The sequence below is a fragment of the Thalassotalea montiporae genome (genome assembly GCF_053485855.1).
The window spans coordinates 229,379-255,840 of record NZ_JBQRUO010000003.1; the positions used below are offsets into that span (position 1 = coordinate 229,379).

Annotated in this window: 19 protein-coding genes; 7 read left to right on the forward strand and 12 right to left on the reverse strand. The window is 45.8% G+C overall.

What is annotated here, in order from left to right; translation table 11 throughout:
• From uraH to xdhA, 5 genes are read right to left on the reverse strand one after another with little or no spacing between them, the layout of a single operon-like run.
• Window positions 1-354 (reverse strand): hydroxyisourate hydrolase, encoded by a 354-nt coding sequence (gene uraH, locus ACSLUR_RS11700; protein WP_448554717.1) that lies wholly within the window; start codon window positions 352-354, stop codon window positions 1-3.
• Window positions 351-851: a 2-oxo-4-hydroxy-4-carboxy-5-ureidoimidazoline decarboxylase gene (gene uraD, locus ACSLUR_RS11705; protein ID WP_116000866.1), complete on the reverse strand. Its 501-nt coding sequence runs from the start codon at window positions 849-851 to the stop codon at window positions 351-353. Before uraD ends, uraH begins: the two co-directional genes overlap by 4 nt.
• Window positions 848-1,927 carry a xanthine dehydrogenase accessory protein XdhC gene (gene xdhC / locus ACSLUR_RS11710; protein WP_448554720.1) on the reverse strand — a complete coding sequence of 360 codons (1,080 nt, stop codon included), beginning with the start codon at window positions 1,925-1,927 and terminating at the stop codon, window positions 848-850. The genes uraD and xdhC overlap by 4 nt, the downstream gene beginning before the upstream one ends.
• Window positions 1,920-4,346, reverse strand: coding sequence for a xanthine dehydrogenase molybdopterin binding subunit (xdhB, locus tag ACSLUR_RS11715; protein ID WP_448554722.1), 2,427 nt, complete (start codon window positions 4,344-4,346; stop codon window positions 1,920-1,922). The genes xdhC and xdhB overlap by 8 nt, the downstream gene beginning before the upstream one ends.
• Window positions 4,333-5,934 carry a xanthine dehydrogenase small subunit gene (gene xdhA / locus ACSLUR_RS11720; RefSeq protein ID WP_448555114.1) on the reverse strand — a complete coding sequence of 534 codons (1,602 nt, stop codon included), beginning with the start codon at window positions 5,932-5,934 and terminating at the stop codon, window positions 4,333-4,335. The genes xdhB and xdhA overlap by 14 nt, the downstream gene beginning before the upstream one ends.
• Before the next feature lie 203 nt (window positions 5,935-6,137).
• Here xdhA and ACSLUR_RS11725 point away from each other — a divergent pair, with 203 nt between their 5' ends.
• From ACSLUR_RS11725 to ACSLUR_RS11745, 5 genes are all read left to right on the forward strand, one after another.
• Complete coding sequence (locus ACSLUR_RS11725) at window positions 6,138-7,763, forward strand: ABC transporter ATP-binding protein (protein ID WP_448554724.1); 1,626 nt, start codon at window positions 6,138-6,140, stop codon at window positions 7,761-7,763.
• Window positions 7,760-8,875, forward strand: a complete 1,116-nt coding sequence (locus tag ACSLUR_RS11730) for an ABC transporter permease (protein WP_448554726.1) — start codon at window positions 7,760-7,762, stop codon at window positions 8,873-8,875. Before ACSLUR_RS11725 ends, ACSLUR_RS11730 begins: the two co-directional genes overlap by 4 nt.
• 5 nt (window positions 8,876-8,880) lie before the next feature.
• Entirely contained in the window at window positions 8,881-9,807 is a 927-nt protein-coding gene (locus tag ACSLUR_RS11735) for an ABC transporter permease (RefSeq protein ID WP_448554728.1), read from the forward strand.
• A 98-nt stretch (window positions 9,808-9,905) separates the two neighbouring features.
• Window positions 9,906-10,997, forward strand: coding sequence for a BMP family ABC transporter substrate-binding protein (locus ACSLUR_RS11740; protein ID WP_448554730.1), 1,092 nt, complete (start codon window positions 9,906-9,908; stop codon window positions 10,995-10,997).
• A gap of 310 nt (window positions 10,998-11,307) precedes the next feature.
• On the forward strand, window positions 11,308-12,906 hold the full coding sequence (locus tag ACSLUR_RS11745; RefSeq protein ID WP_448554732.1) for a serine hydrolase domain-containing protein: 1,599 nt from the start codon (window positions 11,308-11,310) through the stop codon (window positions 12,904-12,906).
• Window positions 12,907-13,079: 173 nt separating this feature from the next.
• Here the strand turns inward: ACSLUR_RS11745 and ACSLUR_RS11750 are convergent, their stop codons facing one another.
• On the reverse strand, window positions 13,080-13,733 hold the full coding sequence (locus ACSLUR_RS11750; RefSeq protein WP_448554734.1) for a thioredoxin family protein: 654 nt from the start codon (window positions 13,731-13,733) through the stop codon (window positions 13,080-13,082).
• The gene (locus ACSLUR_RS11755) at window positions 13,720-15,936 is read right to left on the reverse strand and encodes a protein-disulfide reductase DsbD family protein (protein ID WP_448554737.1); all 2,217 of its coding nucleotides are present in this window, start codon (window positions 15,934-15,936) and stop codon (window positions 13,720-13,722) included. The genes ACSLUR_RS11750 and ACSLUR_RS11755 overlap by 14 nt, the downstream gene beginning before the upstream one ends.
• 225 nt (window positions 15,937-16,161) lie before the next feature.
• Here ACSLUR_RS11755 and ACSLUR_RS11760 point away from each other — a divergent pair, with 225 nt between their 5' ends.
• Both ACSLUR_RS11760 and ACSLUR_RS11765 read left to right on the forward strand, forming a co-directional pair.
• Window positions 16,162-16,656, forward strand: coding sequence for a DUF4174 domain-containing protein (locus ACSLUR_RS11760; RefSeq protein ID WP_448554739.1), 495 nt, complete (start codon window positions 16,162-16,164; stop codon window positions 16,654-16,656).
• A gap of 499 nt (window positions 16,657-17,155) precedes the next feature.
• The gene (locus tag ACSLUR_RS11765; protein ID WP_448554741.1) at window positions 17,156-19,453 is read left to right on the forward strand and encodes a TonB-dependent receptor; all 2,298 of its coding nucleotides are present in this window, start codon (window positions 17,156-17,158) and stop codon (window positions 19,451-19,453) included.
• 112 nt (window positions 19,454-19,565) lie between these two features.
• Here ACSLUR_RS11765 and ACSLUR_RS11770 read toward each other — a convergent pair whose 3' ends face one another.
• The 5 genes from ACSLUR_RS11770 to ACSLUR_RS11790 all read right to left on the reverse strand — a co-directional run bounded on the left by ACSLUR_RS11770 (window position 19,566) and on the right by ACSLUR_RS11790 (window position 25,995).
• The gene (locus tag ACSLUR_RS11770; RefSeq protein WP_448554743.1) at window positions 19,566-20,849 is read right to left on the reverse strand and encodes an allantoate amidohydrolase; all 1,284 of its coding nucleotides are present in this window, start codon (window positions 20,847-20,849) and stop codon (window positions 19,566-19,568) included.
• A 109-nt stretch (window positions 20,850-20,958) separates the two neighbouring features.
• The gene (pucG, locus tag ACSLUR_RS11775; RefSeq protein ID WP_448554745.1) at window positions 20,959-22,185 is read right to left on the reverse strand and encodes a (S)-ureidoglycine--glyoxylate transaminase; all 1,227 of its coding nucleotides are present in this window, start codon (window positions 22,183-22,185) and stop codon (window positions 20,959-20,961) included.
• Between the two features lie 30 nt (window positions 22,186-22,215).
• Window positions 22,216-23,052 carry a sulfite exporter TauE/SafE family protein gene (locus tag ACSLUR_RS11780; protein WP_448554747.1) on the reverse strand — a complete coding sequence of 279 codons (837 nt, stop codon included), beginning with the start codon at window positions 23,050-23,052 and terminating at the stop codon, window positions 22,216-22,218.
• Between the two features lie 49 nt (window positions 23,053-23,101).
• Complete coding sequence (locus tag ACSLUR_RS11785; RefSeq protein WP_448554749.1) at window positions 23,102-24,679, reverse strand: gamma-glutamyltransferase family protein; 1,578 nt, start codon at window positions 24,677-24,679, stop codon at window positions 23,102-23,104.
• A gap of 107 nt (window positions 24,680-24,786) precedes the next feature.
• Window positions 24,787-25,995, reverse strand: coding sequence for an amidase family protein (locus tag ACSLUR_RS11790; protein ID WP_448554751.1), 1,209 nt, complete (start codon window positions 25,993-25,995; stop codon window positions 24,787-24,789).
• Between the last annotated feature and the right edge of the window lie 467 nt (window positions 25,996-26,462).

The window sequence follows — 26,462 nt, forward strand, 5'->3', positions numbered from 1 at the left end:
TTAACTTCCTCGATATGTTGAATAACCAAATGGCGACAATAGCAGTGGAATATGGTGATGATTGTCGTCTAACACGCGAAAACAAATTTCCGCATAAGGATAAAAGGCTGGCACTTCATCAGCCTGTGATTGGTATGCATCAATATCAAATACCAATTTGTATGTGCCGTGGGCAATCGCTAACGCTGCTGGCAGCCAATCAATCAAACGGCCATCTGCATCTGTTTTGGCGGCGCACAGCTCGCACCATTCGTTAGTGGTGTCGTTAAGCTGAAACAAGCTTACTGGTACACCACTGGCAGGTTGACCTGTACTTGTATCAAGAATATGGGTGGTTATTGGACTTCTGCTCACACTAATTTCTCCAATCTTATTTTTGTTATTTTGGCTTGCTCGGCAGCAGCAATGGCAAGTTCGGTTGCAGGCTCGTTATTAATACGTTCGCGAATAAGTTCCAGCATCTCAAGTGCTGACTTTCCGGTTGCACAGACAATAAAAATAAAGCCAAATTTAGCTAAGTACGCTTGGTTAAGTGCTAACATTTCTTCTAACACTTGTTCGTCAGCTTGACTCATACCTGATTGCTCATGGCCTGCGAGTTTGGCAGTATTCGCAAATTTTTTACTTAGCGTTGACACATCACCAATTTGCGGGTGTCCTTCAAACGCCGCCAAGTAATCACTCTCACCTAATAATTGCCATGTTTGTTGTGCTTGAAACAATAATTGCTCACGCGAGACAAAAGGCCTGGCTAACAACATTTGATCGATCCAACGCGGCGCAACACAACAACTTTGCAGTGCGGCGTGCGCCTGGGCATCATCAAGTAAATTAAATTGTTCTACTGTCATTGGTTAACGACCTCCTGTACATCTTCTGTTAACACATGATTTTGTTTAGCACTTTTTTCTTCGGCAGCGTTTTTCTCTGCAACATTTTTTTCGGCATTGTTTTGTTCTGCACTGGTTGACGAGGTTGCAAAACTAGCGGTTAGTTCTCGCCACTGCAGGCCATTGCGCTTTTGGGTTTTATTATTGACTGGCATTTGCTGTTCTTTTGATTCGCTTTTCTGCTGGCTTTTTTGCTGATAGAGCCCGATCAACTGGCCAGCAATAGATACCGCAACTTCCATCGGCAACTTACCTGACACACTATCAATACCAACAGGGCATTGCATACTCGCTATTTGTTGTTCACTAAAACCTCTGTGCCCTAAACGATATTGAAAACGCTTGGCTTTGGTATCTGAGCCTATCACTCCTAACCAACGCACATCATCACGCTTTAAAATGGCTTCAGTTAAGGCAAAGTCGAGTTGGTGATTGTGGGTTAAAATCAAATAGGCGGTATATGCTCGCGCCCGCTTGGCTTGTTCAACCGGCTCTTCGTCAACAATTTTTGTTACGTTGGCTGGTAACTGCTGTGGAAACACCTCCGCCCGACTGTCTATCCAGCGTATGCGAATCGGCAAGTGCGCTAAAACATTAACCAGCGCTTGGGCAACATGGCCAGCACCATAAATATCTAAATTCATGTGCTGCGACATCATGACTTCAAACATAATGACGGTAGCACCGCCGCAGCACTGGCCTAAATTTGCCCCTAAATGAAACTGCTCAGCCACTTGCACCGCTTCACCCTGCACAAGCAATTGGCGAGCTTTTTCAATAACTTTAAACTCCAAATGACCACCACCTAAGGTGTCGTAAATTTGCTCGCCAGTGATCACCATTTTGCTGCCTGATGCTCTTGGCGTTGAGCCAGAAGTACCAAGCACGGTCGCGATAACATAATCATTGCCCAAGCGACTTTGCTCGGCTATTGCCTCAGACCAACTTTGGTGATGGAAGCCTTGAAACGACTGGTTTAACGGGTGACTCACCGCTTGTTCATCATGCCCATAGTTACTTGAGTTGGAACTATTCATACGTCACCTCCTCGCCTTTTTTCTTAGCCTTTAGCGACTGGCTTTGCTGCGATTGGTTTAGTTGCGATTTATCTAGCTGCGATTGACTTGCATCAGTTTGACTAAATGCTTGCGCCGCCTGCACTGCCGCCAGCACTCGCTCAGGTGTTGCAGGAGTGTCTAGCCTTGGCTTACATTGGTAGTTAGCGACACTGCTCACCGCATCACGAATAGCACTCCAAACACTAATGGCGAGCATAAATGGTGGCTCACCCACCGCTTTTGAGCGAAACACCGACGTTTCTGGGTTCGCTGACTGATAAAGGCTAACATTAAATTCCGCAGGCGTGTCGCCAATCGCTGGGATTTTATAGGTCGCAGGGTTAAAACTGGCTAGTTGGCCTTGCTTATTCCAAACTAAATCTTCGGTGGTTAGCCAGCCCATACCTTGCACAAATGCCCCTTCAATCTGGCCAATATCCAAAGCTGGATTTAGTGAGTGACCAACATCGTGCAAAATATCGGCACGAGTGACGGTGTTTTCTCCGGTTAAGGTGTCGACCTCCACTTCCGTAAGCGCAACACCATGGGCGTAGTAGAAAAACGGGCGACCTTTGGCTTGTTCGCGATCGTAGTGAATTTTCGGTGTCGCGTAATAACCGGTCGATGACAGCGAAATACGATTTAAATACGCTAAGCCCGCCAATTCGTCAAAGCTCAGCTCACCTTTGTCGTGGTATACAGTGTTATCGCTAAAGCGGATACTGGCTTGCTCCACCAAAAAATGCTTAGCGATAAATTCAGTTAATCTCGCTTTAATGGTATTTGCGGCATTAAGCGCTGCCATACCATTTAAATCTGTACCGCTTGAGGCCGCCGTTGGCGAAGTATTCGGCACTTTGTCGGTACGTGTGGCAGTAATACCCACCTTGTCTAAATCAACACCAAAGGCATGTGCCACCACCTGCGCCACTTTAGTATTAAGCCCCTGCCCCATTTCAGTGCCGCCGTGATTTAGGTGAATCGAGCCATCGGAGTAAACATTTACTAAGGCACCGGCTTGATTTAAGTGCTGTACGGTAAATGAGATACCAAACTTTACGGGGGTTAATGCCAAACCTTTTTTGATGATCGGCGAGGTTTGGTTAAACGCTTTAATGTCTGCTTTACGCTGCCAATAATCGGCCTGCTGTTCAACCTGCTCAATCATATCAATCAATACATGCTGCTCAACTTCTTGATGATAAGGGGTGGTTGAGCGACCTTGCTGATACAAATTGGCTTTGCGCACAGTGAGTGGGTCTTTGCCCAGTGCTGCGGCAATATCATCGACAATTTGCTCTGCAACCATCATTCCCTGTGGCCCACCAAAGCCGCGAAAAGCGGTGTGGCTTACGGTATTCACTTTGCAGCGATTACCGCTAATTTTAGCCGCGGGATAATAATACGCGTTATCGGCATGGAACATGGCACGGTCAACAATGGCATCCGATAAATCAGGCGAATAGCCGCAGTATCCATTCACTTCAATATCTGCGCCCGCAATAACACCTTGCTCATCAAAGCCAACTTTATAGCGGTTAAAAAATGGATGACGTTTGCCAGTTAAACGAAAATCATCCGCCCTAGCCAAACGCAGTTTTACCGCGCAGTTTAAGTGATAACTGGCTAATGCAGCTAAACATGCCCAAGGCGCGGCTTGTGTTTCTTTACCGCCAAATGCCCCGCCCATTCGGCGCATTTCCACCGTGACAAAATGAAATGGCTGAGCCAATACTTTAGCAATTAAGTGCTGAACCTCAGTTGGGTGTTGGGTTGAACATTGAACAAATATACCACCATCACCATTGGGCTGTGCCATGGCTACTTGCCCTTCCAAGTAAAAGTGTTCTTGGCCGCCAATATGCATTTCACCGCTTATTTCATACTGTGCCTCAGCTATTGCCGCTTGAGCATCGCCTCTGGTCAGTGCATGCGGTGGTCTGACCCAGTTTTTATCAGCAATCGCCGTTTCAATGTTGGTTGTGGCCTCTTGCTCTTGAAAATCAAATTTCACTAAGCGAGCGGCTCGGCGTGCGGTTTCATAGCTGTCTGCAACCACCAGTAGCACTGGTTGGTGGTGAAACTCGATTTCATCGCTGGCGAGTAGTAAATCCCCTGCAAAAATAGGCCCGATATCAATTTTCCCCGGCACATCTTTGGCCGAGAATATGCGTTTAACGCCAGCTATAGCTTCCGCTTTGCTGGTATCAACGCCCTTAATGACGCCTTTAGTAAAAGGCGCTGTGACAGGGTAGGCGTGCAAGCAGCCGGCGGGCTCAGGGTTGTCGTCAATATAATTGGCAGAGCCACATACTTGCTTAATGGCACTATCATGATGTTTCGATTGGCCAATAGCACCGCGTTGACTATCTGAACGAGTGGTTTCAAAGTGACGCATGGGCAATCCTCGTTGCTGTGTTTTCTGATGGAGGTAGCGGCGCGGAATCTAGTGCCGCTTCATTGGCTGCGATCTTAGTAACAGCAATCGCCTGACAAAACTCAATACCGATACGGGTTAACAAGTTCTGGCTAACGGTTAAGCGATAATCGCTGCTGGCTCTAACATCTGACATTGGCGAGAAATCTTGCGCAACGACAGCACCCGCTTGTGTAAAGCTATCGGCAATATAAGGCTGGCCAATTAACGCTTGTTCAATGTGACTTGCCCGCGCAGGAACGGCAGCCATACCGCCCATGGCGCAACGTGCTGAGTTGATTTGTGTTTGTTCAACATTAAGGGTTACCGCTAGTACTAAACAAACAGTTGAAATATCATCCTCTAAACGTTTAGACACTTTGTGACAGGCGAGTTTCATTTCCGCTGCCCGCTTAGGCACAATCACTTTGGTAATTACTTCATCAGGCGCTAACACTGTTGTCCGGTAACCAGTAAAAAAGTCTTCTACCGCGATTGTTCTTGTGCCTTGGCTTGACTCCAGCTCCATGGTCGCATTAAGCGCAATCAGCAGCGGCGCGGGATCACCAATAGGCGAGGCATTACCTAAACTCCCTCCTAATGTGCCAGCACTGCGCACTTGCTTGGAGCCCAAGCGCTCAAATAACTCTTTCGCCTCTGGGTATTCGTGGCAAAAGGTATCAACAAACTGACGATAAGGCAGTGCCGCACCTATTTCTAAAGCGTCTTCAGTGATGTTCAATTGCGATAACTCGGCGGCTTGGCTAACCGAAATCACAATTTGAGGTTGTACAAGTTGCTGGCTTAGCTCTATCGCATAATCTGTTGCACCTGCCACCAACTGAGCTTCTGGATACTGTTTTTTTAGCGCGACCAGCTCAGCAGCCGTTTGTGGCAAATAGAAAAATCTTTGCCCATTTTTAGATAATTGGTTCTCAGTTAGCGAGCTGTCAGATAAAGGCGCACAAAGAAATGGCGTTGACTCACTGCTTTCCAAATGAAGCTCTATTTGCTCCATTTGGCTGTGCCATAGACGTTCAACTCTTGGGTATTGGTACATCTTCTCGGCAGCGTCCAGAATTGGACGATAGCCCGTACAACGGCATAAATTACCGCCCAAGGCGTGAATAACGGTTTGCTTGCCTGGGTAGTTTTCATGATTCAGATACAGCGCCATCAAGCTCATCACCACACCTGGGGTACAAAAGCCGCACTGAGAACCGTGGCATTCAACTAAGGCACGTTGCACAGGGTGCAGTTGCTCTAGCTTAGCTTCCACCAATGGCGATAGCTGTTCCGTTAACGCCTCGACGGTAACAATGTGCTTACCATGGGCATTACCCACTAATAATAAGCAGCTATTAATTGCCTGATATTGCCAAACACGCTCACCCGATGCGTTATTTACGTATTGGCCAGCTAATACCGTACACGCACCGCAATCACCTGTTGCGCACCCTTCTTTAGTGCCAGTTTTCCCCACTTTGGTGCGAAGCCAGTCCAAAACGGTGAGACTTGGTGCACATTCTTCCAGTGTTATTGGTGTGTCGTTAACTAAAAACCGAATCACATTATCTTCCTTCATTCTATCAAGCCCTTTATTTTCAGTGGCTTGTGATTATTTTTAATTTTTTTCAGAGCAAAACCTTCAAGAAAAAAATTAATTATTGGTCAAGTTATTGCACAACCCATACCAAACATGACCGATCGGTCAATATTAAGTATTAGGCAATTGACTAATTTTGCAAATCAGTCTGCTACTGGGTGTTAAACATGAAGAACGAGAATCGGCTATTAATGCAGGGAATTAGCAAACAATACCCTGGCTGCAAAGCTAATGACGATATTGAACTGCAAATAAAGCATGGTGAAATTCATGCCTTGCTCGGCGAAAACGGTGCTGGCAAAAGCACATTAATGAAAATTCTTTACGGTGTGGTCAAACCTGACCAAGGTGAAATTTTATGGAATGGTCGAGTAGCATCGATCAATGAACCTGCTGACGCGCGCGCTTTGGGTATCGGTATGGTGTTTCAACACTTTTCATTATTCGAAAGTTTAACCATCGCTGAAAACATTGCCTTAGCGCTCGGTGAGCAAGCGGGTCAACCGGCAACCCTTGCCAGCCGCATTAAAGCAACATCGGAGCAATATGGCATGCCACTCGATCCTGAGCGCCGCATTTCCACCTTATCAACAGGCGAGCGCCAGCGTGTTGAAATTGTCCGCTGTCTATTACTCGACATTCAGCTACTCATTTTAGATGAACCGACATCCGTACTAACGCCACAAGAAGTTCAAGCGCTTTTCAAAACGCTACGTCAACTAAAACAGCAAGGTTGTTCTGTACTCTTTATTAGCCACAAACTACATGAAGTTGCAGAGCTATGTGACAGCGCCACCATTTTACGCGCTGGCAAGGTCAGCGGGCATTGCTCCCCCAAACAAGAAACACCAGAAGCCATGGCCCGCATGATGGTGGGTGATGACACGCCGATCAGCAATGATAAGCAACGCGCCCAACTGAGCGCTGATGTTGAAGATTTTGTTAGCGTCAGCGAATTATCAACAACGCCTGAGGGCTTATTTGATATTGCCCTGCAAAACATCAACCTCAGTGTCAAACCTGGTGAAATAGTGGGTATTGCAGGCGTGGCGGGCAATGGTCAAGAAGAGCTATTGAAGGCGTTATCTGGTGAGCAAACTAACGCTAAATCTTCTGCCATTCGCTTTGGCAATCAAGTTGTTGATGCCATGTCTCCCCTTAAGCGCCGACGTTTGGGCCTTGCCTTTGTACCTGAAGATCGCTTGGGGCGAGGTGCCGTGCCAGAAATGGATTTATGCCAAAATGCCTTACTGACCAATTTTGACCATGGTTTAGTGGGTAAAGGGTTATTCGACAAAGGCTTACTGAAACAAAACAAGATCAAAGCACTCGCCAACAAGATTATCGACAAATACAAAGTGAAAGCCGCAGGTAACCATAACCAAGCAGTGAGCTTGTCTGGCGGTAATTTACAAAAATTTATTATCGGCCGTGAAATTGAACAAGCCCCTAAATTTTTATTGATGTCGCACCCTACATGGGGTGTGGATATTGGCGCTCAAGTTGCCATTCATCAAGCAATTATCAAGCTGCGTGATCAAGGCTGTGCGGTATTAGTGATTTCTGAAGACTTGGATGAGCTATACAAGATTTGCGATCGCCTTGGCGCCATTTGTGATGGCAAGCTCTCCCCTTTTCTGCCAACAGACGAAGTACCGCTACCTTTATTAGGCCGTTGGATGGCCGGAGATTTTGGCATGCCAACAGCAGCACAATCGGCAGCACACGTATCTGATGGCAAGGTTGTTCCTTTGCCAACCAAGCCACAAACTTCATCAGGAGCTAGTTTATGATCCGCCTAGAAGCCCGTGTTCAGCATTCTACTGTTTGGGGCTATAGTTCACCATTACTTGCCGTGCTGCTAACCCTGCTCACTGGCTATATTTTATTTGCCGCACTAGGCCAATCACCAAGTGAAGCCTTATACACCTTTTTTATCGCGCCAATTGCTGACTGGTATGGCATCAGCGAGTTGCTGGTTAAAACCATTCCTATTTTACTGTGCGCTTATGGCCTAGCGCTGTGTTTTCGGGCCTCGGTGTGGAATATAGGTGCCGAAGGCCAATTACTGATGGGCGGTGTCGCCGCTTCGGCGGTAGCAACCTTATTCGTGCATTCCGACAGTATTTGGGCCATGCCGTTAACGCTACTCGCTGGTATTGCAGGCGGCATAGGTTGGGCAGCGCTGGCCGCCTTTATGAAGTTGCGTTTAAACACCAATGAAATTCTTGTCACTATCATGATGAATTACATTGCGTTGAATATTTTGTTGTGGGCAGTGCATGGGCCACTTAAAGATCCGGATGGCTTTAACTTCCCTGAAAGCGCCTTGTTTGGCGACAGTACTTTATTACCTGTGTTATTTGCCGACACCCGATTGCACTTAGGTCTTGTGTTTTGTGCTATCGCGATGGCGCTTAGCTGGCTATTTATTAGTAAGAGTTTTCTGGGTTTTCAAACCCAAGTGTTAGGGCAAGATCCGTCGGCAGCAAAAATGGCCGGTTTTAACCAAACCAAGCTCGTCACCCTAGTGTTGTTAGTGTGCGGGGCCTTAGCAGGTTTAGCGGGTGCAGGCGAAGTGGCGGGGCCAATCGGTCAGCTAGTCCCGCAAATTTCACCTGGCTATGGTTATGCGGCCATTATTGTCGCGTTTTTAGGGCGCTTGCACCCAGTTGGCATAACCTTAGCTGGCCTGTTAATGGGGCTCATCTATATGGGTGGTGAAATGGCGCAAATTGAGCTTGGTCTGCCCAATGCTATCACCGGAATTTTTCAGGGACTTATGCTGTTTTTCTTACTGTCTTGCGATGTATTGATCCGCTATCGCGTCCGTTTTAAACGTTTTGACAAAAACAACAACGCAGGCAACACCTCATCTTCTCTTGCTCCACAAGCTCAGGAATAACCGTCATGGATATCGAACTAATTACCAATATTTTATATGCCACTATTCGCACTGGCACACCACTACTCTTGGTTGCTTTAGGTGAAATCATCTGTGAAAAGAGCGGCGTGCTGAACTTAGGCCAAGAGGGCATGATGCTACTCGGCGCCGTTGCCGGCTTTATTGCCATGTACCACAGCGACAGCTTTTTAATTGGCTTTGGCGCAGCGGCGCTGACGGGGGTGCTGATATCGCTCGCCTTTGCCTTTATTGCCCTGCATTTAAACGCTAGCCAAGTAGCCGCAGGCCTTGCCCTAACTATTTTAGCGACTGGCTTGTCGGCTTTTATCGGCGCCGATTACGAAGGTAAAACTGTGACCGCCTTACCTGCATTAACCATTGACGGTTTAGCTGCTATTCCATTGATTGGTAAAGCCCTGTTTGCACAAGATGCCATTGTCTATCTCAGTTGGGTATTAGTGATTCTTGCTTACCTTTTCTTTAAGCACCACAGAGCCGGGCTTGCTGTCCGTGCTGTAGGGGAAAACCCAAATGTTGCCAGTAACTTAGGCTTGCCAGTGATGAGTATTCGTTATTTAGCTGTGATGTTCGGCGGCGCGCTGGCCGGTATCGCTGGCGCCTACTTATCATTGGCTTACACCCCACTTTGGACGGAAAACATGACCGCAGGTCGCGGCTGGATTGCGCTGGCCTTAGTGGTATTCGCCAGTTGGCAAGTTGAGCGCGTTATGCTTGGTGCTTACCTGTTTGGCTTTGCCAGCATTATGCACTTAGTTGCACAAGGCTTAGGACTTTCAGTTGACGGTAATTTACTTGCCATGATGCCTTACCTTGCCACTTTAGTTGTGCTGATCATTCTCAGCAGAGACCCTCAAAAACTGCGGTTATTCGAGCCGATGTCGCTGGCTAAACCTTGGCATAAAGGTCACTAGCACTCCGCGCTGCTTAGCCCCAACGCAAAAAGCAAAACAGAACAGAACAGAAGAAAAAAGTTAAAGAACAAAAATTTCACTACAATGGAGCAGTAAAAATGAAAAAAGTGATGAAGAAGTTAGCCGTAGCCCTGAGCATTGGTATTGGGTTAAACGCCAGCTTAATGTCGAGCAGCGCTATGGCTGCAGACGACAACGTTAAAGTAGGCTTTGTTTATGTTAGCCCAACCGGAGAAGCAGGTTGGACATATACCCACGACGAAGCTCGCCTTTATTTAGAGGAAAAATTTGGCGACAAAATCGAAACTAGCTTTGTCGAAAATGTTGCCGAAGGCGCCGATGCACAGCGGGTGATCACTCAAATGGCGAAAAGTGGTCACGACTTAATCTTTACCACCTCATTTGGCTATATGAACCCAACGATTAAAGTGGCAAAGCGCTTTCCGAAAGTAAAATTTGAACATGCAACAGGTTATAAACGCGCTAAAAATGTTGGCACCTATTTCGACCGCATTTACGAAGCCCGCTACTTAACCGGTGTTATCGCTGGTCATATGAGTAAAACTGATACTATAGGTTATATCGGTGCGTTTCCGATTCCTGAAGTTGTACGTGGTATTAATGCCTTTACCTTAGGCCTACAATCGGTCAAACCCGATGCCAAAGTCAAAGTGGTTTGGGTAAATAGCTGGTTTGACCCAGGTAAAGAGCGCGAAGCTGCCGATAGCTTAATTGACCAAGGTGCCGATGTAATTACCCAACACACCGACTCACCTGCGCCATTACAAGCCGCTGAAGCCGCAGGGATTTACGCCATTGGCTACCATTCGGATATGAGTGAATACGGTAAAACTGCCCACTTAACTGCTGCGGTGCACAATTGGAAAGAGTTCTATGCTAAACGTGTGCAACAAGTGTTAGACGGCACATGGCAGTCAGAAGATGTGTGGCGTGGAATGGATGCGGATATGACTCAACTAGCGCCACTAAGCTCAGCGATTCCAGCTGATGTAAAAGCCAAAGTTCAAGCCTTATCAGCGCAAATCGCCGAAGGAAAACTGCACCCGTTTACAGGCCCTATTGTTAACCAACAAGGCCAAGAAATATTAGTTGATGGGCAAGTTATGGACGATAACGCATTGCGTAAGATGGATTACTATGTTGCTGGCGTTGAGGGCAAGTTAAAGTAGCGCTGCGCCCCTAACTAGATTCTTAGCTGCGCTACTAGCTGTGTTCATATTCATTGTGTTCATAATCTTTGAATTCTAGTGCAGCGAATCAGACTCAATAAAGCGGATAGGTCAATTGGCTTGTCCGCTTTTTTAATAGCCGCCCTTAGTTACAGCTAGTTACGGCTAAATGCTAACTAGACTTTGTAGTTGATATAGCTCGTAACTCATAGAGAAATCATTCAGTTACAATATTTTTGAGAATCCCTCTTCCGATAACCTTAATTAGCCTCTAGTCTATCCAACAGGAAAAATAACAAAGCTCAAGCTAATGAAACGGACACTGTTAGTACTAACCACCCTATTTTTAACCACTTGGCAAACGGATGCCTTTAGCGCTGAGCCGAGCACAGAACAAAAATCGACACTTGCCACATTGCCCTACCAATCTTTTGCGCAATCCAAACAAACCAAGCAGGTGTTTGATCAGCTAGTGCAGCAAGCAAGATCACCTTTTTCCCTTCCATTTGGCACTTCTATTGCCGTCATCAAAGGCGACCAAGTTATCTATCAAGGCAGTTTTGGTTATCAAGATATTGCTGCTGAACGTATCGTTGAGCCAAATACAAAATTTTATATCGCCTCTGTCACTAAACCCATATTTGCGTTGAATGCACTGCTTAGTGAACACCAAGGAGAGTTAAACACGAAAGCCACATTGGCAGCCTTATTTCCCACATTGAAATTCTCTCAAATAGACACGACTAAAGTTAATACGCAACATTTGTTATCGCATACCTCCGGCCTTGATGGTAATTCGATGGTGTGGCCGTTAGCCTATACAGGGCTCCATAATAGTGAGTTGAGGAAATTATTGATTGCTCAAGTTAGCGCCAGCACCGAAAGTCAGCTAGGAGAATTTGATTACACTAATCTTGGCTATACCATGCTAAGCCAATGGTATGAGCAAACACTTAAAACGCCATGGCAAGAATCACTTAACCGTCAAATATTCACGCCACTTAAAATGACAGCATCGAGCGCTACGCTTGCAGACAATCCTCCAAACAAAAAGCCCTACGCACTGCCTTACTCTAGCAGCGCGGCGATTCCTGAGCAGCCAATTTACTTAATGAAAACAGCGCAAACAATGCATGCGGCTGGCGGCGTAATTTCGAGTACGCAGGATTTAGCAAGATTTGTGATTGCTCAGCTAAATCAAGGACAAATTGATGGCCAGCAAGTATTTCCACCTGAGGTAATCAGTAAATCTCACCAACCGCTAGTGCAAGTCCCAAACCCTAAAAATAAACAGCGAGTTTTCAGTCGAGACGCTTATGGCTGGGGTTGGTATATAGGCAAGTACCAAGCAGGCGAGCAGACTTTCCAAGTGTTGCACCACAATGGAGGCTATCCAGGAGCTTCAGCACACCTTTCTTTTCTCCCTGAGCAAAACCTTGGCGTTGTTATACTCAATAACGAAGGGCGACTGGGAGATGCATTAAACAAGCATATTGCGGATGCCATTTACCGCTACTTACTCAGCGGTCATGCAGAAGAGCGCCTTGCAATTCTAAACGATTTACACACTAGCATTCAAAAACTGGCAAGCGCATTTAATGGTTTTGTCGATAAGGTCAGCACAACAAGACAAGCTCGGCAATCTCAGCCCTTAAAATTAACTTTGCCGTTAGCCAGCTATGCTGGTACATATCATCACCAATTAGCTGGTGACATTGAGATAAAAGTTAAGAAAAATCGGTTAAACGTCTCTTGGGGTATTCTTCACGCCAATGCTGAAGCTTATGACAAAGCCAATTCTGTACGTTTAGAGCTAGTGCCTGAAATGGGAAAAGTGATGCAATTTTCGGTTAACGATAAAAAGGTGAGCCAGCTAACTTTTGCCGATATGCAATTTACTAAAATCTAAGTTAAGCAAGGTTTACCTTGAGTAAAAGCAAAATGATATAGGGGAAAGTATTACACTTTCCCCAAATAAACATACATGCGTATATAAATGAACATCAAATGGAATCAGGCTGAAACCATTGCCATGCGACTTTATATGATTACATTAGCCTTGCTAATGCTCAGCTTTTCTTTTTAACTTTTATATTTTACTGAGCAGCCATATGGCGCAGTTACTTTTTTGTCGACTGGCTCGCCTGTCATCAAACTTCTCATGCTGACCTCAACATAGTTGGTTGCTTTGACAATATCTGCTGGATTTGCAGATTTAATACTGTCAATTGCACCTGCATAACGCAGCGTCCCCTTAGGGTCAATAATGTACATATGTGGTGTCGTTTTCGCGCCGTACAGCTTGCCGACATCACCACTTTCATCAAACAACACGTGACTTGGTGACGCCTTGCGATCTATCGTCAGCTCGTCGGCTTTGGTAGCACTGACATGACCTTGTTTACCGGGAGCTGATGAAATAATTGATAACCAGACCACACCTTGCTCAGTGTATTTACGCTGTAAGCCCTGCATATTGTCGCTTTCATAATGTTTTTTAACATACGGACACAAGTGATTAGTCCATTCCAATACCACATATTTACCAGCAAAGTCGGCTAACTTAACCGTTTCACCTTGCGTGTTGACTAATTGAAAGTCTGGCGCTGCGCTGTCAACCTTAATAGCAACTTTTGCAGCAGCATTAGCTGGCGCTAAAAACAACACCAGTGCTGAACATGTGATGGTCGCTACGAGTCGTTTTTTAATATTTTGCAAGTAGTTAAAGAGATACATAATTAAGTTCCTGTTGTGCTTGTTGTATTGCCGTAATTACAATATTAGGGGTTAAAATTTGTGGTAACACTTGCCCTTTCCCACCGCCCGCATAAACAACATACAAAGGCACACCAGAGCGCTGATACCGCGTTAAATAGGCCAAAATTTCACTGTTTTTGTTAGTCCAGTCACCGACTAGGTAATGCACAGTTTCTTGTGCGAGTGTTTGCCGCAAGTCACTATCGGTAAAAGCGACTTGCTCATTCACTTTGCAGGTAATACACCAATCTGCTGTCATATTGACCACCACAACTTGGCTAGTATTGCGCAATGCCGCTAATTTTTGTTCGCTAAATGGCTGCGCTATTTGTTCATATTTATTATTAGTGGATTCTGCTGAATGAGTACCAACTTGTTCGCTGCCTTGGTAACTCGCATAACTGGCGATAAAGAGTGCAACCACGACAGAGGCATAAGAAGTTTTGCCCGCCATTTTACTCGCCAGCCACAAGCACAATGCAAACAGCAACAAGCCTGACAGCAGCCATAATTGCCCTAAGCTATTGGTTTGCCCCAAAAACACCCAAAGCAGCCAAATCACTGTGGCGAGCATAGGAAACGCTAAGAACTGTTTAAAGGTTTCCATCCACGCACCGGGTTTTGGCAATAATGCGGCAAAACGAGGCGACAGGCTTAGCAGTGTCATCGGCAGTGCAAAACCCAATGCCAATGCAGTGAAAATCAATACGGTATGCACTGGTGGGCTGACCATCGCCACGCCTAAAGCAGTCGCCATAAAAGGTGCGGTACAAGGGGAAGCGACAATAACTGCCAATACACCGGTAAAAAACTGACTAGCAAAGCTATTACCTTGTGTAAGTTTTTGACCAATATCTGAGAAGCCCGAAAAGCCCAAGATACCTGCGCCATTTGGCACGACATCTAGCAGCATTAACGCGATAAAAACAAATAAGAAACACAGCGCCGCAATCACCAAAGGTTGTTGCAAATGAAAACCCCAGCCGATGGCCTCACCACTCGCTTTTAATACGAGAATTAAAGCGGCAAATAACCAAAAACTCACTAAAATACCAAGCAAATAGCTCCAATAATTGCCTGTTGGTGAGTGCTTTTGATGCTTGTCACTTGCGAGCGCTAACGCTTTAAGCGATAGTACAGGCAGCACGCATGGCATAATGTTGAGTATTAGACCGCCAATAAAGGCAAAGATAAGCATCAACCCAATGGAGGTATCCAGCTCACTCCCCATAGCAGGCACACCATCAAGCCCAGTTACAGAACCAACGACAGCCACATCATTCAACTTTGCCTTTACGTAAAAGCCTTTGGCACCGTCGGTTAGCAGAAAATTAACCGTTGCTTCAGAATTGCTAAAATAGTCCGACTTTTTTAACAACACATTGGCATCAGCATCATTTTCAGCCAGTAACCATTGCTGTTGGCTATTGTGCTGAATAAGATCGCTGCGAAACGGCAACAGTTGCCAATTTGATGCATAAGGCAAGCTAGTAGCCAAGGTTAAGTAGTCGTCGGTAATTTCATATTGCGCCGATAGCCAATTGGTATCTGGCAGTGTTGCCCGTGTTTTTGAGAATAGAGGCGCGTGGGGTGACAGCAACGATGGGTCATTCGCAGGTTTATCGCTAACAGGCAGCTCAATAGTCAGTGTTGCCCAACCGGGAATGCAGTCTTCCTTACAAACTAACCAAGACAAATCAGCGATAACTTTAACGGTTTCAGGCAGGTCGGCTGAATTTTTAATAGTAAATGGCACCATCAATAAAGTGTCAACGCTGTAGCCGTAATTTACTAAGTGAGCAACCGGTATTTGCTCAGGCATTGGCCACTGAATTTCGCCAAATTCAATCTCGGCATTGCTTTGCCATTGCACGCTTGGCGGTTCGCCGGAATCCCCTGCATTGCGCCAATAGGTATGCCACTCATCCTCAGGAGCAAGCAAAATTCCTAGCCATTGAGCATTAGCGTCGCTTGTCGCCCAAATACTTTTATATTCACTTAGCAGCGCAACTTGGATATGAGGTCCTTGAGCTGTACTCGATTCCGGTAGCTTGGCGATATTAAATCGTTGCTCAGCGGCGCTTGCTGGCAAGCTAGGTAGCGCAAAAGCAGCATTACTAATTACAGTAAAAGCCGCAATAAAAGCGAAACTAAAAACCAAGTTAAAGGTTAAGCGATTCATAAATTAACAAGCGCGAAGCAATAAAGACTATTGGTTAAATTTACACCATCATAGCCTACACCTTTACCCTAATTGAAGATCAAAATGAGCTGATTAGGCTGTCGCGCCGTAATCACGTAACGTAACTGCGAATTTGCACGTCTATTCAGACCGCATAAAGATAATCAGCGCACAACTAAGCAGAGCAAAACTAAAAAAACAAACTTCAAAATTAAGGTGAACATTATGCTCACAAAGTCACTAACTACAGCAGTACTTTTGCTTACCATAGCGCTGTCTCTAACTGCCATAAACGTAGTGGGCTTTGAAGTAGACAATCCAAAGCATGTAACGAAAAAAAGTACCGATACAAAACAATTCAGCGACTTTTTATGGCAAAAACGCCTGATATTGATCCATTCTGATACTCAACCACCACTAACGCCGTTTATGTGGGAACTTGACTACGAAAGCTTAACCGAGAGAAAACTTGCAATTTACGCGCTTATCAATGAACAAAGCTTTCAACTGCTCCCCAATACCGTAATGAGAAGAACACCAACAATGGATCAAGTATTGATGCAAAAACTAACAGAGCATCAAGTGATGGGCAGCAATAGCGCTATTTTGATTGGCTTAGACGGCGATGTAAAAGCGACATATCAATTAGCTAACTTGAGCTATGAACGCATTAAAGCACTGATTGACACTATGCCGATGCGACAAGCTAAATTGCGATAAAAATGCCATTCTCTTAGATATATGCAGTTGTTTATTTGTCCCTCTGATCTAAACACTGTTAATTCCCTTGAATAAAAGACAAGGTATCTAGTTATCGAGAACATCTTTAACAACATAAATCTAACTCGATAACTTTTCATTTACTCGACAATTAGCCGTTAACAACAAACAAAGTAGAAGTTAATCACACATGGAAAGTGTCTTTCCACTATAAAAGATAGCTAACCCACTAATTAGAAATAACTTTTCAAAATCTGTAGCTGACCAAATTGATGCAACTGACGAATTTACGCACAGCACTAGTGCAATTATTCTACAAATTGTGAGTTGATGATTATGCAAAGGTAGAAGTCAACACATGGTCAAGCAAGTTAACACGTTGTTTACAAAAGATTTTAAAATCGTTCCTAACCGATCGGTTCATGTTGGCTCAGGTGTTGCTCTGCTCATCAAAAGTAATGAAAACAAACTTTGATATTAAAAATAAAAAGGAACTACCATGAGCACTGAGTTACCTAGATTTGAACGTTTACCTATTGCCACGGCGATAATGGCGAGTTTAGCAGCAAGCTCGATACCTAGCGCCTATGCAGACAACTTAGATGATGACGCAGGGATCGAAGAAATTATCATCGTTGCGGAAAAGCGAAATGAAAGCCTGCAAGATGTATCACAAGCGGTAACCGCTGTGACAGGTGAAGATTTACTGGATAAAAATATTCTTTCATTTGTTGATCTTAGCGCTATTGCTCCCGGTGTCACCGTAGCGAAAAACGAAGGTTTTAAAACGATTATTTCAATTCGCGGTGTTGGTAATGAAGCTAACCAAAATATCGTCGCCAACCCTTCAGTTTCCTATCATATGGACGGTATTTATATCGCTTCACCTTTCGCCCTACAAACTGACTTTATTGATGTTGAGCTGATTGAGGTGCTGCGTGGTCCACAAGGCACTTTATTTGGTCAAAACTCGACAGGTGGTGCCATCAATGTGATCAGCAAGCGCCCTGAACTAGGCGAAACCAATGGTAAGTTTGACTATACCTTTGGCGAGCATAGCCTGAGCCAATTGCGTGGCTCTGTAAATATACCCATTGGCGATAGCGCCGCACTGCGCACCTCTGTATCTAAATACGATCGCGATGGTTTTTCAAAAAACGTACTTAATGGCCAAGACTTGGATGATGCCGATAACCTTACCATTAAAACCGATTTCTTCTGGCAAGCCACGGATAACACTAACCTTCGCTTGATTGGTCAATTCTTCGAAGCTGACAGCAATGGTGCGGCAATTAAAGGTATCGACGATCCGACACCCGGTGCGCGCAACCTAGCCCAAGATACTGAATCAAAATTCGAGTTAGACTCAAAACTTGTTGGCCTGATCGTAGAAAGTGATTTGGGCTTTGCGACTGCAAAATATTTAGGTAGCTGGCAAGAAGATGAAATTTTAGTGCAACGTGACAACGACCGCCACGCCTACAGCACGAACCCTGAATACACGATTAGCGCCTTCTTACCCGAAATTAATAATGTTGAAACTTTCACCCATGAAATTAACTTAATTTCCAATGATCCAGCTTTTGGCAAGCTCGATTGGATTGTTGGTGCCTTCTATTTGGATACTGATATCGAAGTGACCATACGTGAAGAGTTAGATGCTAATGGCAACGGCGTATTAGATGGCTATGTGCCATCTTTCCCAGACGTATTTGCCGGTGATGTCGGCTTTATTTCGGATGCCACGCCAAGTCGAGAATCGTTTTCAATATACGGTCAAACAACTTATAACTTCAACGACACGACACGCTTAATTACCGGTCTGCGCTATACCAAAGACGATGTTGAAAGTGCAGTTTCTAACTTCTTTGCGCCTGAACCTACGTTAATTGAGGCGTCGGTTGAAGAAGTAACAGGCCGAATTGCCGTCGAATTCGATATTAGCGATGATATTATGGTTTACGGCTCTTACACACGAGGCTTTAAACCGGGCGGCAGTAACTTAACCTTTGGTTTTGAACCTGGCGAATTCGACTTTATTAGCGGCGCTATTGATAACTCTGAACCTTTGGTATTCCCAACGTTTGAAAATGAAACGATTAACGCTTACGAGCTAGGGATTAAAGCCGAACTATTGGATAACCGACTGCGCACTAACTTAGCCACTTTCTTCTACGACTATCAAAACCTGCAATTCCAAGCAACCGATCCTAATGCCTTCCAAGGCGGTGTGGCGAATATTCCGGAAGCGGAAATTACCGGCTTAGAGTTAGAGTTGATTGCGCTACTTACCGACGATTTAATTTTAGACGTGAAAATGTCGGCGTTAGACTCAGAAATTACGCAAGATTACTTCGCCCTTGATAACGTGGTAGCCGATGGCCTAGGTTTTGTCCCTGGTGACGATGTACTGCGCTCTGAATTAGCTGAAAATGTTAAAGGCAATGAGCTTGCTAAAGCACCGGGTTTTACCATGGACGCTAGCCTAGAGTACACCACTAATATTGCTAGCCACGAATTCCGCTCGGTACTGCAATACACTTACCGCGGTGAATTTGAGCAACGAATTTTCAACAACCCGGCGATTGATCAAGTAGATGATTACGAGGTGGTTAACTTACGATTCTCACTTGATTTAGATGACGACACATGGGGCTTTGACTTGATGGCGACCAATGTTTTCGACAAAGATGGGGTCAACTCACGAATGTCTGATGTTTTTGGTGTTAACGCCACAGGTGAAGAGCTGATTGCGCCGCGCCAAGTGATGGCGAGAGTAAGATATAGTTTTTACTAAGCTGATAACGATTTAGCAAGATCAAAAATGCCTGCAATTGCAGGCATTTTTTATTGGGTTTTCTATCTTTTTATGCGGTTTCTGGGCGCTTTTAGGAGAAAAGTCTACGCAACTATTCGCTAAAAGCGTTTAACGCCTTGGTGTTTAAGGATTGGTATAGCACCGCTAAAGCGTTAATAACGTCACCGTCAATTACCGCTTCATCTGGGTGATGGCTAATACCACCGGGGCTGCGGATAAACAGCATACCCACTGGGCAAATATCGGCAATGGCCATGGCGTCATGACCAGCACCAGAAGGCAGCACAACAGCATAGTCAGTTACTTGCTGGCATGCCTTTGCGAATAACTGAATAATCTGATCATCACATTGCACCGCAGGGGCTGCATGCGTCCACTGCCAGTTTAGTGTTAACTGACGTTTTTCAGTAATACCAGACGCAGCTTGTTCAATATCAGTGACCAGCTTTGCCAGTGCACCATCTTCCTGCGCTCGTATATCAATGCTTAATTCGGTTAACCCTGCAATAACGTTAGTAGCCCCCGGCTTAGCAGCAATACTACCTATGGTCGCTACTTGCCCTTGTTGACTACTTTGTGCCGCTGATGTGGCCAACTGTTCAACAGCAAGCGTAAACTCTGCCGCAGCAGCAAGGCTGTCTTGGCGCAGGTTCATTGGCGTTGTCCCTGCGTGTCCCGCTTGCCCAATAAACTCAATAACCGCGCGTTTAGCACCAGCAATCGCGGAAACAACACCTAGTGGTTGCTGCTGTGCTTCCAATACTGGGCCTTGCTCGATATGGGCTTCCCAATAACCTATCACTTCTTCTGGTGATAGTGCTGCCTTTTGCTTTGCAGCACGCTCAGGATCTAAGCCAAAATCTAACATGGCTTGGCGCATATTGATGCCCTGCCTGTCTTCGAGCGCTAGCCAATTCGGATCAAACTGGCCAGCGAGTGCTTTTGAGCCAATTAAGGTTGTGGCAAAGCGTGTACCCTCTTCGTCGCAAAAACCGACAATATCGAGATGAAATGGCAAATTAAGCTTATTTTGCTGAGCTAAAGCTGCAACCTCAACCCCTAACATCACCCCTAAAATTCCGTCGTAGGAACCAGCATAGGGCACAGTATCTAAATGTGAGCCAATGATCAGGCGTTTAGCATTGGGGTTAGCACTGGTAAGTCTGCCCCATTGGTTACCAACCGCATCTTGCCATGTTTCCATCCCCGCTTCGCTCATCCACTTGGCAACTTGTTGATTGCACGCTTGGTGCTCAGGGGTTAAATACTGGCGTAAAATGCCATCGTCAAGCTCACTTATTTGGCTTAGTTGATGGCAACGCTCAATTGCGCGCAGGCCATATTGGCTGACGAGCTGCGTAGACAAATCATCCATTTACAACCTCTCCCTAGCTTTGCTGTCCATACCTTCGCTGTCCATGCCTTCTCTGCCCATGCCTTCTCTGTCCATGCCTTCTCTGTCCATGCCTTCTCTGTCCATGCCTTCACTGTCCATGGTAGTAGGCTAATGCAGCTAAAGTCGCTTCACCGCTCGGGCCTTTGTAACCATTAGCCTGCAAACAGGCATCTAAACAGGCGAGTGTTTGCAGTACCGCATCTTTACGAGCGTTATAGCCCATGGTGCCAATTCGCCAAATTTTGCCATGCAGTGGGCCAAAGGAAGTGCCAATTTCAATACCAAAATCATTAAGCATTTGGTTACGCACCTGATCGCCGTTGACTTCGCTAGGGATATAAACGCCGACCACGTTATTCATTTTGTAATTAATATCGCCGAAAACTTTTAACCCTAAAGCCTGCACACCAGCGAGCATAGCGTCGCCATGTAACTTGTGTCTGGCGACACACTCATCAACTCCTTCTTCTAAAACAATACGAGCACACTCAGAGGCACAATAAAGCATGCTGGTTGCTTCAGTGTGATGATTTAGGCGCTCTTCGCCCCAATAGTCCATGATCATACCCAGGTCAAAATAATTGGAGCGAATAAAGGGCTCAATGCCGTCTTGATGATCTGCTGTGCGAATACCAGCTTCGACTTTTTTGCGCTGGCGTATCCAGTCAACACACCTGTCACTGAGCGTAATGGGTGCAGAGCCAGAGGGCCCCCCCAAACACTTTTGTAACCCAACAGTTAGCGCATCCACTTGCCATTCATCAGCCGGTAAGTCATTACCGACAATTGATGCGGTAGCGTCACAATAAAACAATACGTCGTGCTGTTGGCAGATAGCGCCGATTTCACCCAGTGGTTGATTCATCGTTGTGGACGTGTCACCTTGCACCATGGCAAGCACACGTGGTTGCACCCGTTTAATCGCCGCTTCAATTTGCTCGGGTTGAAATACTTCGCCCCACGCCACTTCAATAGTATGTACGTCAGCTTGTGCGCGTGTCGCTATTTCTGCCAGCAAGTGACCAAAACGCCCCATAATCGGCACTAACACTTTATCGCCCGGTCTTAACATTGAAAGCAACGCCGACTCGATGCCTGCCCGTGAAGTACCGTCAATTAAAAACGTCCACTCGTTGTTGGTTTTAAATATTTGGCGATAACGCGCCATGGTTTCGTTCATAAACCCTGTCATCGCTGGGTCGTATTGACCAATTAGCTGTGCTGACATGGCTCTCAGTACCCTTGGGTCTGCGTTAATCGGCCCTGGGCCCATCAGCAAGCGCTGCGGCGGATTGAGTGTTTGTTTATCTGTCATTATCCTTCTCCTAGCTAATCCTAACTAAAGCTAGTTACCTAGCGCTTGCATTAACATACGAATACCGGTCAGCATTAACACCACAGCAAATGCGCGTTTTAACTGCTTTGGCTCAAGTTTACTGCCCAGTTTTACGCCAATAGGGGCACATAAAATAGTAAGCGGAATAATCAGCAGAAAAGCGGGAATATTGACTAGGCCAAAGGTGCCAAGTGGCGCATCCACTGGCGTTTGTGCAACCGCAAGTAAGGTTAATACACCCGGTAAGGCAATGATTAAACCAAATACTGCGGCAGTGCCAACGGCAACATGAGCGCGTACATTAAATGCCGACAGTAAAGGTACGCCAATGGTGCCACCGCCGATACCTATCATCACGGATAATCCCCCCACGGTTGAGGCCATAATCCCCTGCCCAAAGCGACCCGGTAGCTCATTTTTTAATGCTGGTGCACCCGCGCGAAACAGCATGTTTAGGCTCACCATAATCGCGATAGCTGCAAACATTACGGTTAGCGCCTGACCTTGCACATAGTGTGCGAACAAGCTGCCAACAATTGCCATGGCAAGGATAAAACCTGTCCAGTATTTAACGATATCAAGGTCAACATTACCTTTAGCGTAATGTGAACGAATAGAGGAAACTGAGGTTGGCACTATGGTCGCAAGCGAGGTTGCCGTTGCAATCATCATGGCTGATTCGGCACTAACCCCAAATCCTTGTAGTAAGAAATAAAGCACTGGCACAATAACAATGCCACCACCAACACCAAATAAGCCCGCTAATAAGCCAGCGAAAATCCCAGTCGCGACCAGCGCGATCATAATTGGCCATTGATTGGCCAATTCATTTAACAACTCTGTCATTTATTTTCCTAATTTTTACCTAATTCTTATCTATTTTTTATTACGTTATTCACTGGCTTGGCGAATCGGTGAAGCCGACAAGTGCAGCGCCATCTGAGCGGGGATCTGAAGCTGCGGCCAGCTCAGTGTCACTATCTAAAATTGCACCAGCATGACCCATCATTTCATTGTTATCGTCTACAGATTGCCATTTGTGTTTTAAGCGATCCAATTCAGTGCCTAGTTCTGAGGCTAGTGTCTGCTCCACTTTTAAGTTAGTACTGGTATCACCCCATGTGCGGCCTAACAACCAACGCGGCGCAGCAACGGCTTCACTAATGGTGCGATTTCGCCATGTATAATCGGTAAATACTTTTGCTTGAGTTTGCGGCTGACCTTCACCGCCCATAGTGCCATAAGCTAGTCGTCGACCGTCATGATAACGGGCAAAAGCTGGGTTTAGGGTGTGCGCAGGCTTCTTATTTGCCGCCAAACAGTTAGTGGTGGTGCTATCTAAAGAAAAACTAATACCACGGTTATTCCACGTAAAGCCACCGTCTTTCATCACAACGCCTGAGCCAAATTCCCAGTAAATACTTTGGATAAAGCTGACCATTTGACCACGTTGATCTCGCGCCGCTAGCCACACGGTATCACCGGGTGAAGCATTAAACGGCCAAGCTTCCGCTTTTGACATGGAAATATTATTCGCCAGTTCGCTAATTGCCGGGGTTTGCAATACTTGCTGATAAAGCGCTGTCACCGCATTAGGGTCTGCCCACAATTGCGGGCGTAAATGGAAGCTTTGCTTGGTAGCCTCAACAATTAAGTGCAACCAATCAACATCTTCACTCGCTTGACTGCGCAACTGATCAACAATCGATAATATAATCAAGGAGTGAATACCTTGTGTTGGCGCAGGCAGGTTATAACAATCAACCCCCTGTAAACTGGCTTTTAGCGGCGTGACCACTTGCGCTTGCGTCGCATTAATATCTGCCAACTTGATTTGACTGCCAGCAGCCGCCAAATCCGCAGCAAAGCTCTGTGCTAATTCTCCTTGATAAAATGCTTGTAAGCCATTTTTTGCAAGATATTCAAAGGTATTGGCTAACGCCGGGTTGGTGAAGTGTTCCCCTTGTTTTAACGCTAAGCCATTGGGTTCATATAGCGCTTTAAAGGCATCGTTGCGTTTATCAACCGCATATAGCTTATCGCTTGCCGTTTGTAAGCTCGTGGTGACCTCAAACCCAGAGCGCGCCGCTGCAATTGCCGGTGCCAGGATTTCACTCAGTGGCAACTTAGCATTTTCGTCAGCATTAAGCGCTGCTTGCCAGCCACTAATGGTGCCTGCTTGGGTAATCGCACTTAGCCCGCCGCGCTCTGGAATAGCATCAAACTCTTGGTAAACCGCTAAGTTTTGGCAAGCAGCGCCGCAGGCATCAATGGCAATTGGTGCATCGCTGCCTGGGTTGTCAATCAGCCAAAAACCATCGCCACCAATAGAGTTCATATGGGGATAAACGACGCTAATGGTCGCCGCTGCAGCAACCATAGCCTCGGTAGCTGTGCCACCTTGACGTAGAATCGACATGCCCGCTTCTGTTGCTGTTTTATGCGGGGCGGTAAACGCTATATTCTCTTTCATTGTTATTTCTCATATTTTAATGCTTTGCCAGCCAAGCAATTAAGCTCTGCGAAGCCTTAAGCTCAAAACCTTAAGCTAGTACCTTGAACTAGCTAGCTTGGCTGGCCTTACTTACTAAGATCGCAAGCAAGGTTAAGTAATGTTCGATCGTTATTGGCTGCCATAAGTAGCGAATAGCCATAAGGTGCTAACGACTCACTATCGTTTTGCTCAGATAAATTACTATCGATTGGTATAGATATATCAGGCAAATGCAACTGCGTAGCGCCAGACAATCCTGCCATGGCGGTTAGCGTAAGTATTTTTGCGCGCAACGCACTGGTGTCAGCGCCCAGCTTTGGGGCCACTGTAGGGGTTGTCGGTAAAAATAGCGCACTGGATGACGTTAGCTGTTGCATCAACTGTTGCCAACGTTGCTGCACCTGTTTAGCTTGCGCTTCTTCAGCTGCCGTTAGCGCTAGCGCCATTTCAAAGCGCGCACTTATTGCTGGTGCGAAATGGGTACTAAAATCAGGCGACAAACTTGTTAGCCATGGTTCATGTGTACGAGCGATTTCGCGCCCTTGTAAAATGCGAAAAACATCGGCAAGCTCGTTTAATATGCCTGTATCGCCAAGTTTAAATTCTTGGACTTTGGCAAAATAAGGGGAAATTTCATCTAACTTATTGCTCAGCGCGTTAGCTAGCTCTGGCTCAATCAAATCGAAAAGTGACTGACAAACCAATAACTTTTCCACTTTGTAAATAGGCTGCTTGGGCAGCAAAACATCGCCAACCTTTGCCAGTAGCTCTGCACTGTTGGTTAGCCAGCCTGTCGTATCAAATGCTGGTGCCAGTGGCAATAAACCCTGAGCGCTAATGACGCCATGACTTGGGCGAATGCAGAATAAACCACAATAGCTTGCGGGCACACGAATAGAGCCGCCTGTATCAGTACCTAAACCGATATCGGCTAAATCAGCCGCAACGGCTGCCGCAGAGCCCATGCTGGAGCCGCCACAGCTGTGACCTGCGAGTTTCGGGTTTTCCGCTGCACCGTAATGATGGTTATTTCCCTCTAGGCTATACGCTAGCTCGTCAGTATGCGTAAAGCCAACAAACTGACAGGCTTGCATCATCAACTTATTCACACTATCAGAAGTTTCTGTTGCCGCTAGCGCTTGTCGAAGCCACTCTGGATTACCAGCGCTATTTACATGCCCCTGAACCGTAAATAAGTCTTTGACCGCAAGGCGTAATCCAGCCAGCTTCCCTTTATCACGCGTTTGCCAATCTTTAGGGCCATGGTTGCAGAAAATTGCCGAATCCTGCTTCACTGTAATGCTATTCCTTTTATTTTTCTTTTAATGAACTTTTACCGCAGTGCTTATACCTGCAATTTGCTACCTGCTATCAGCTTAACGCGTTTAAGTTTGGTAGAAGTGGAGTAAAATAAATTATTAACTAGCTGGCCTTATTGGCCAGCCTAGCGTTTATATCGACTAAGTACTGCAAGTCTAGTGCCATAAAACGACATTCTTATCCGATCGGTCAGGATTAAGGGTGTAATGAAAATTTACCCTAAAACCCACTGAGAAAAAACAACCAATTTGAGTGTTTTTACTCACCAATTTGGTGCTTTTGCACCTTAATGATCAGATTTTTTGAAACTTGTCGTTTAAGAATAATGCCTAGCGTATAGGTCACAAGAGGATTTGATTTATGAAGGAAAGGGCTATATGAGCAACTAAAATGCAAAAGCGCCCACTAGTGGCGCTTTTGCATTTTTTTGAATTTGTTGAAT

What these genes read in the sequence shown, in the direction of transcription:
- uraD (WP_116000866.1), bottom strand. Translation starts at nt 851, where the DNA reads ATGACAGTAGAACAATTTAATTTACTTGATGATGCCCAGGCGCACGCC.
- xdhC (WP_448554720.1), bottom strand. Translation starts at nt 1,927, where the DNA reads ATGAATAGTTCCAACTCAAGTAACTATGGGCATGATGAACAAGCGGTG.
- xdhB (WP_448554722.1), bottom strand. Translation starts at nt 4,346, where the DNA reads ATGCGTCACTTTGAAACCACTCGTTCAGATAGTCAACGCGGTGCTATT.
- ACSLUR_RS11725 (WP_448554724.1), top strand. Translation starts at nt 6,138, where the DNA reads ATGAAGAACGAGAATCGGCTATTAATGCAGGGAATTAGCAAACAATAC.
- ACSLUR_RS11730 (WP_448554726.1), top strand. Translation starts at nt 7,760, where the DNA reads ATGATCCGCCTAGAAGCCCGTGTTCAGCATTCTACTGTTTGGGGCTAT.
- ACSLUR_RS11735 (WP_448554728.1), top strand. Translation starts at nt 8,881, where the DNA reads ATGGATATCGAACTAATTACCAATATTTTATATGCCACTATTCGCACT.
- ACSLUR_RS11740 (WP_448554730.1), top strand. Translation starts at nt 9,906, where the DNA reads ATGAAAAAAGTGATGAAGAAGTTAGCCGTAGCCCTGAGCATTGGTATT.
- ACSLUR_RS11745 (WP_448554732.1), top strand. Translation starts at nt 11,308, where the DNA reads ATGAAACGGACACTGTTAGTACTAACCACCCTATTTTTAACCACTTGG.
- ACSLUR_RS11750 (WP_448554734.1), bottom strand. Translation starts at nt 13,733, where the DNA reads ATGTATCTCTTTAACTACTTGCAAAATATTAAAAAACGACTCGTAGCG.
- ACSLUR_RS11755 (WP_448554737.1), bottom strand. Translation starts at nt 15,936, where the DNA reads ATGAATCGCTTAACCTTTAACTTGGTTTTTAGTTTCGCTTTTATTGCG.
- ACSLUR_RS11760 (WP_448554739.1), top strand. Translation starts at nt 16,162, where the DNA reads ATGCTCACAAAGTCACTAACTACAGCAGTACTTTTGCTTACCATAGCG.
- ACSLUR_RS11765 (WP_448554741.1), top strand. Translation starts at nt 17,156, where the DNA reads ATGAGCACTGAGTTACCTAGATTTGAACGTTTACCTATTGCCACGGCG.
- ACSLUR_RS11770 (WP_448554743.1), bottom strand. Translation starts at nt 20,849, where the DNA reads ATGGATGATTTGTCTACGCAGCTCGTCAGCCAATATGGCCTGCGCGCA.
- pucG (WP_448554745.1), bottom strand. Translation starts at nt 22,185, where the DNA reads ATGACAGATAAACAAACACTCAATCCGCCGCAGCGCTTGCTGATGGGC.
- ACSLUR_RS11780 (WP_448554747.1), bottom strand. Translation starts at nt 23,052, where the DNA reads ATGACAGAGTTGTTAAATGAATTGGCCAATCAATGGCCAATTATGATC.
- ACSLUR_RS11785 (WP_448554749.1), bottom strand. Translation starts at nt 24,679, where the DNA reads ATGAAAGAGAATATAGCGTTTACCGCCCCGCATAAAACAGCAACAGAA.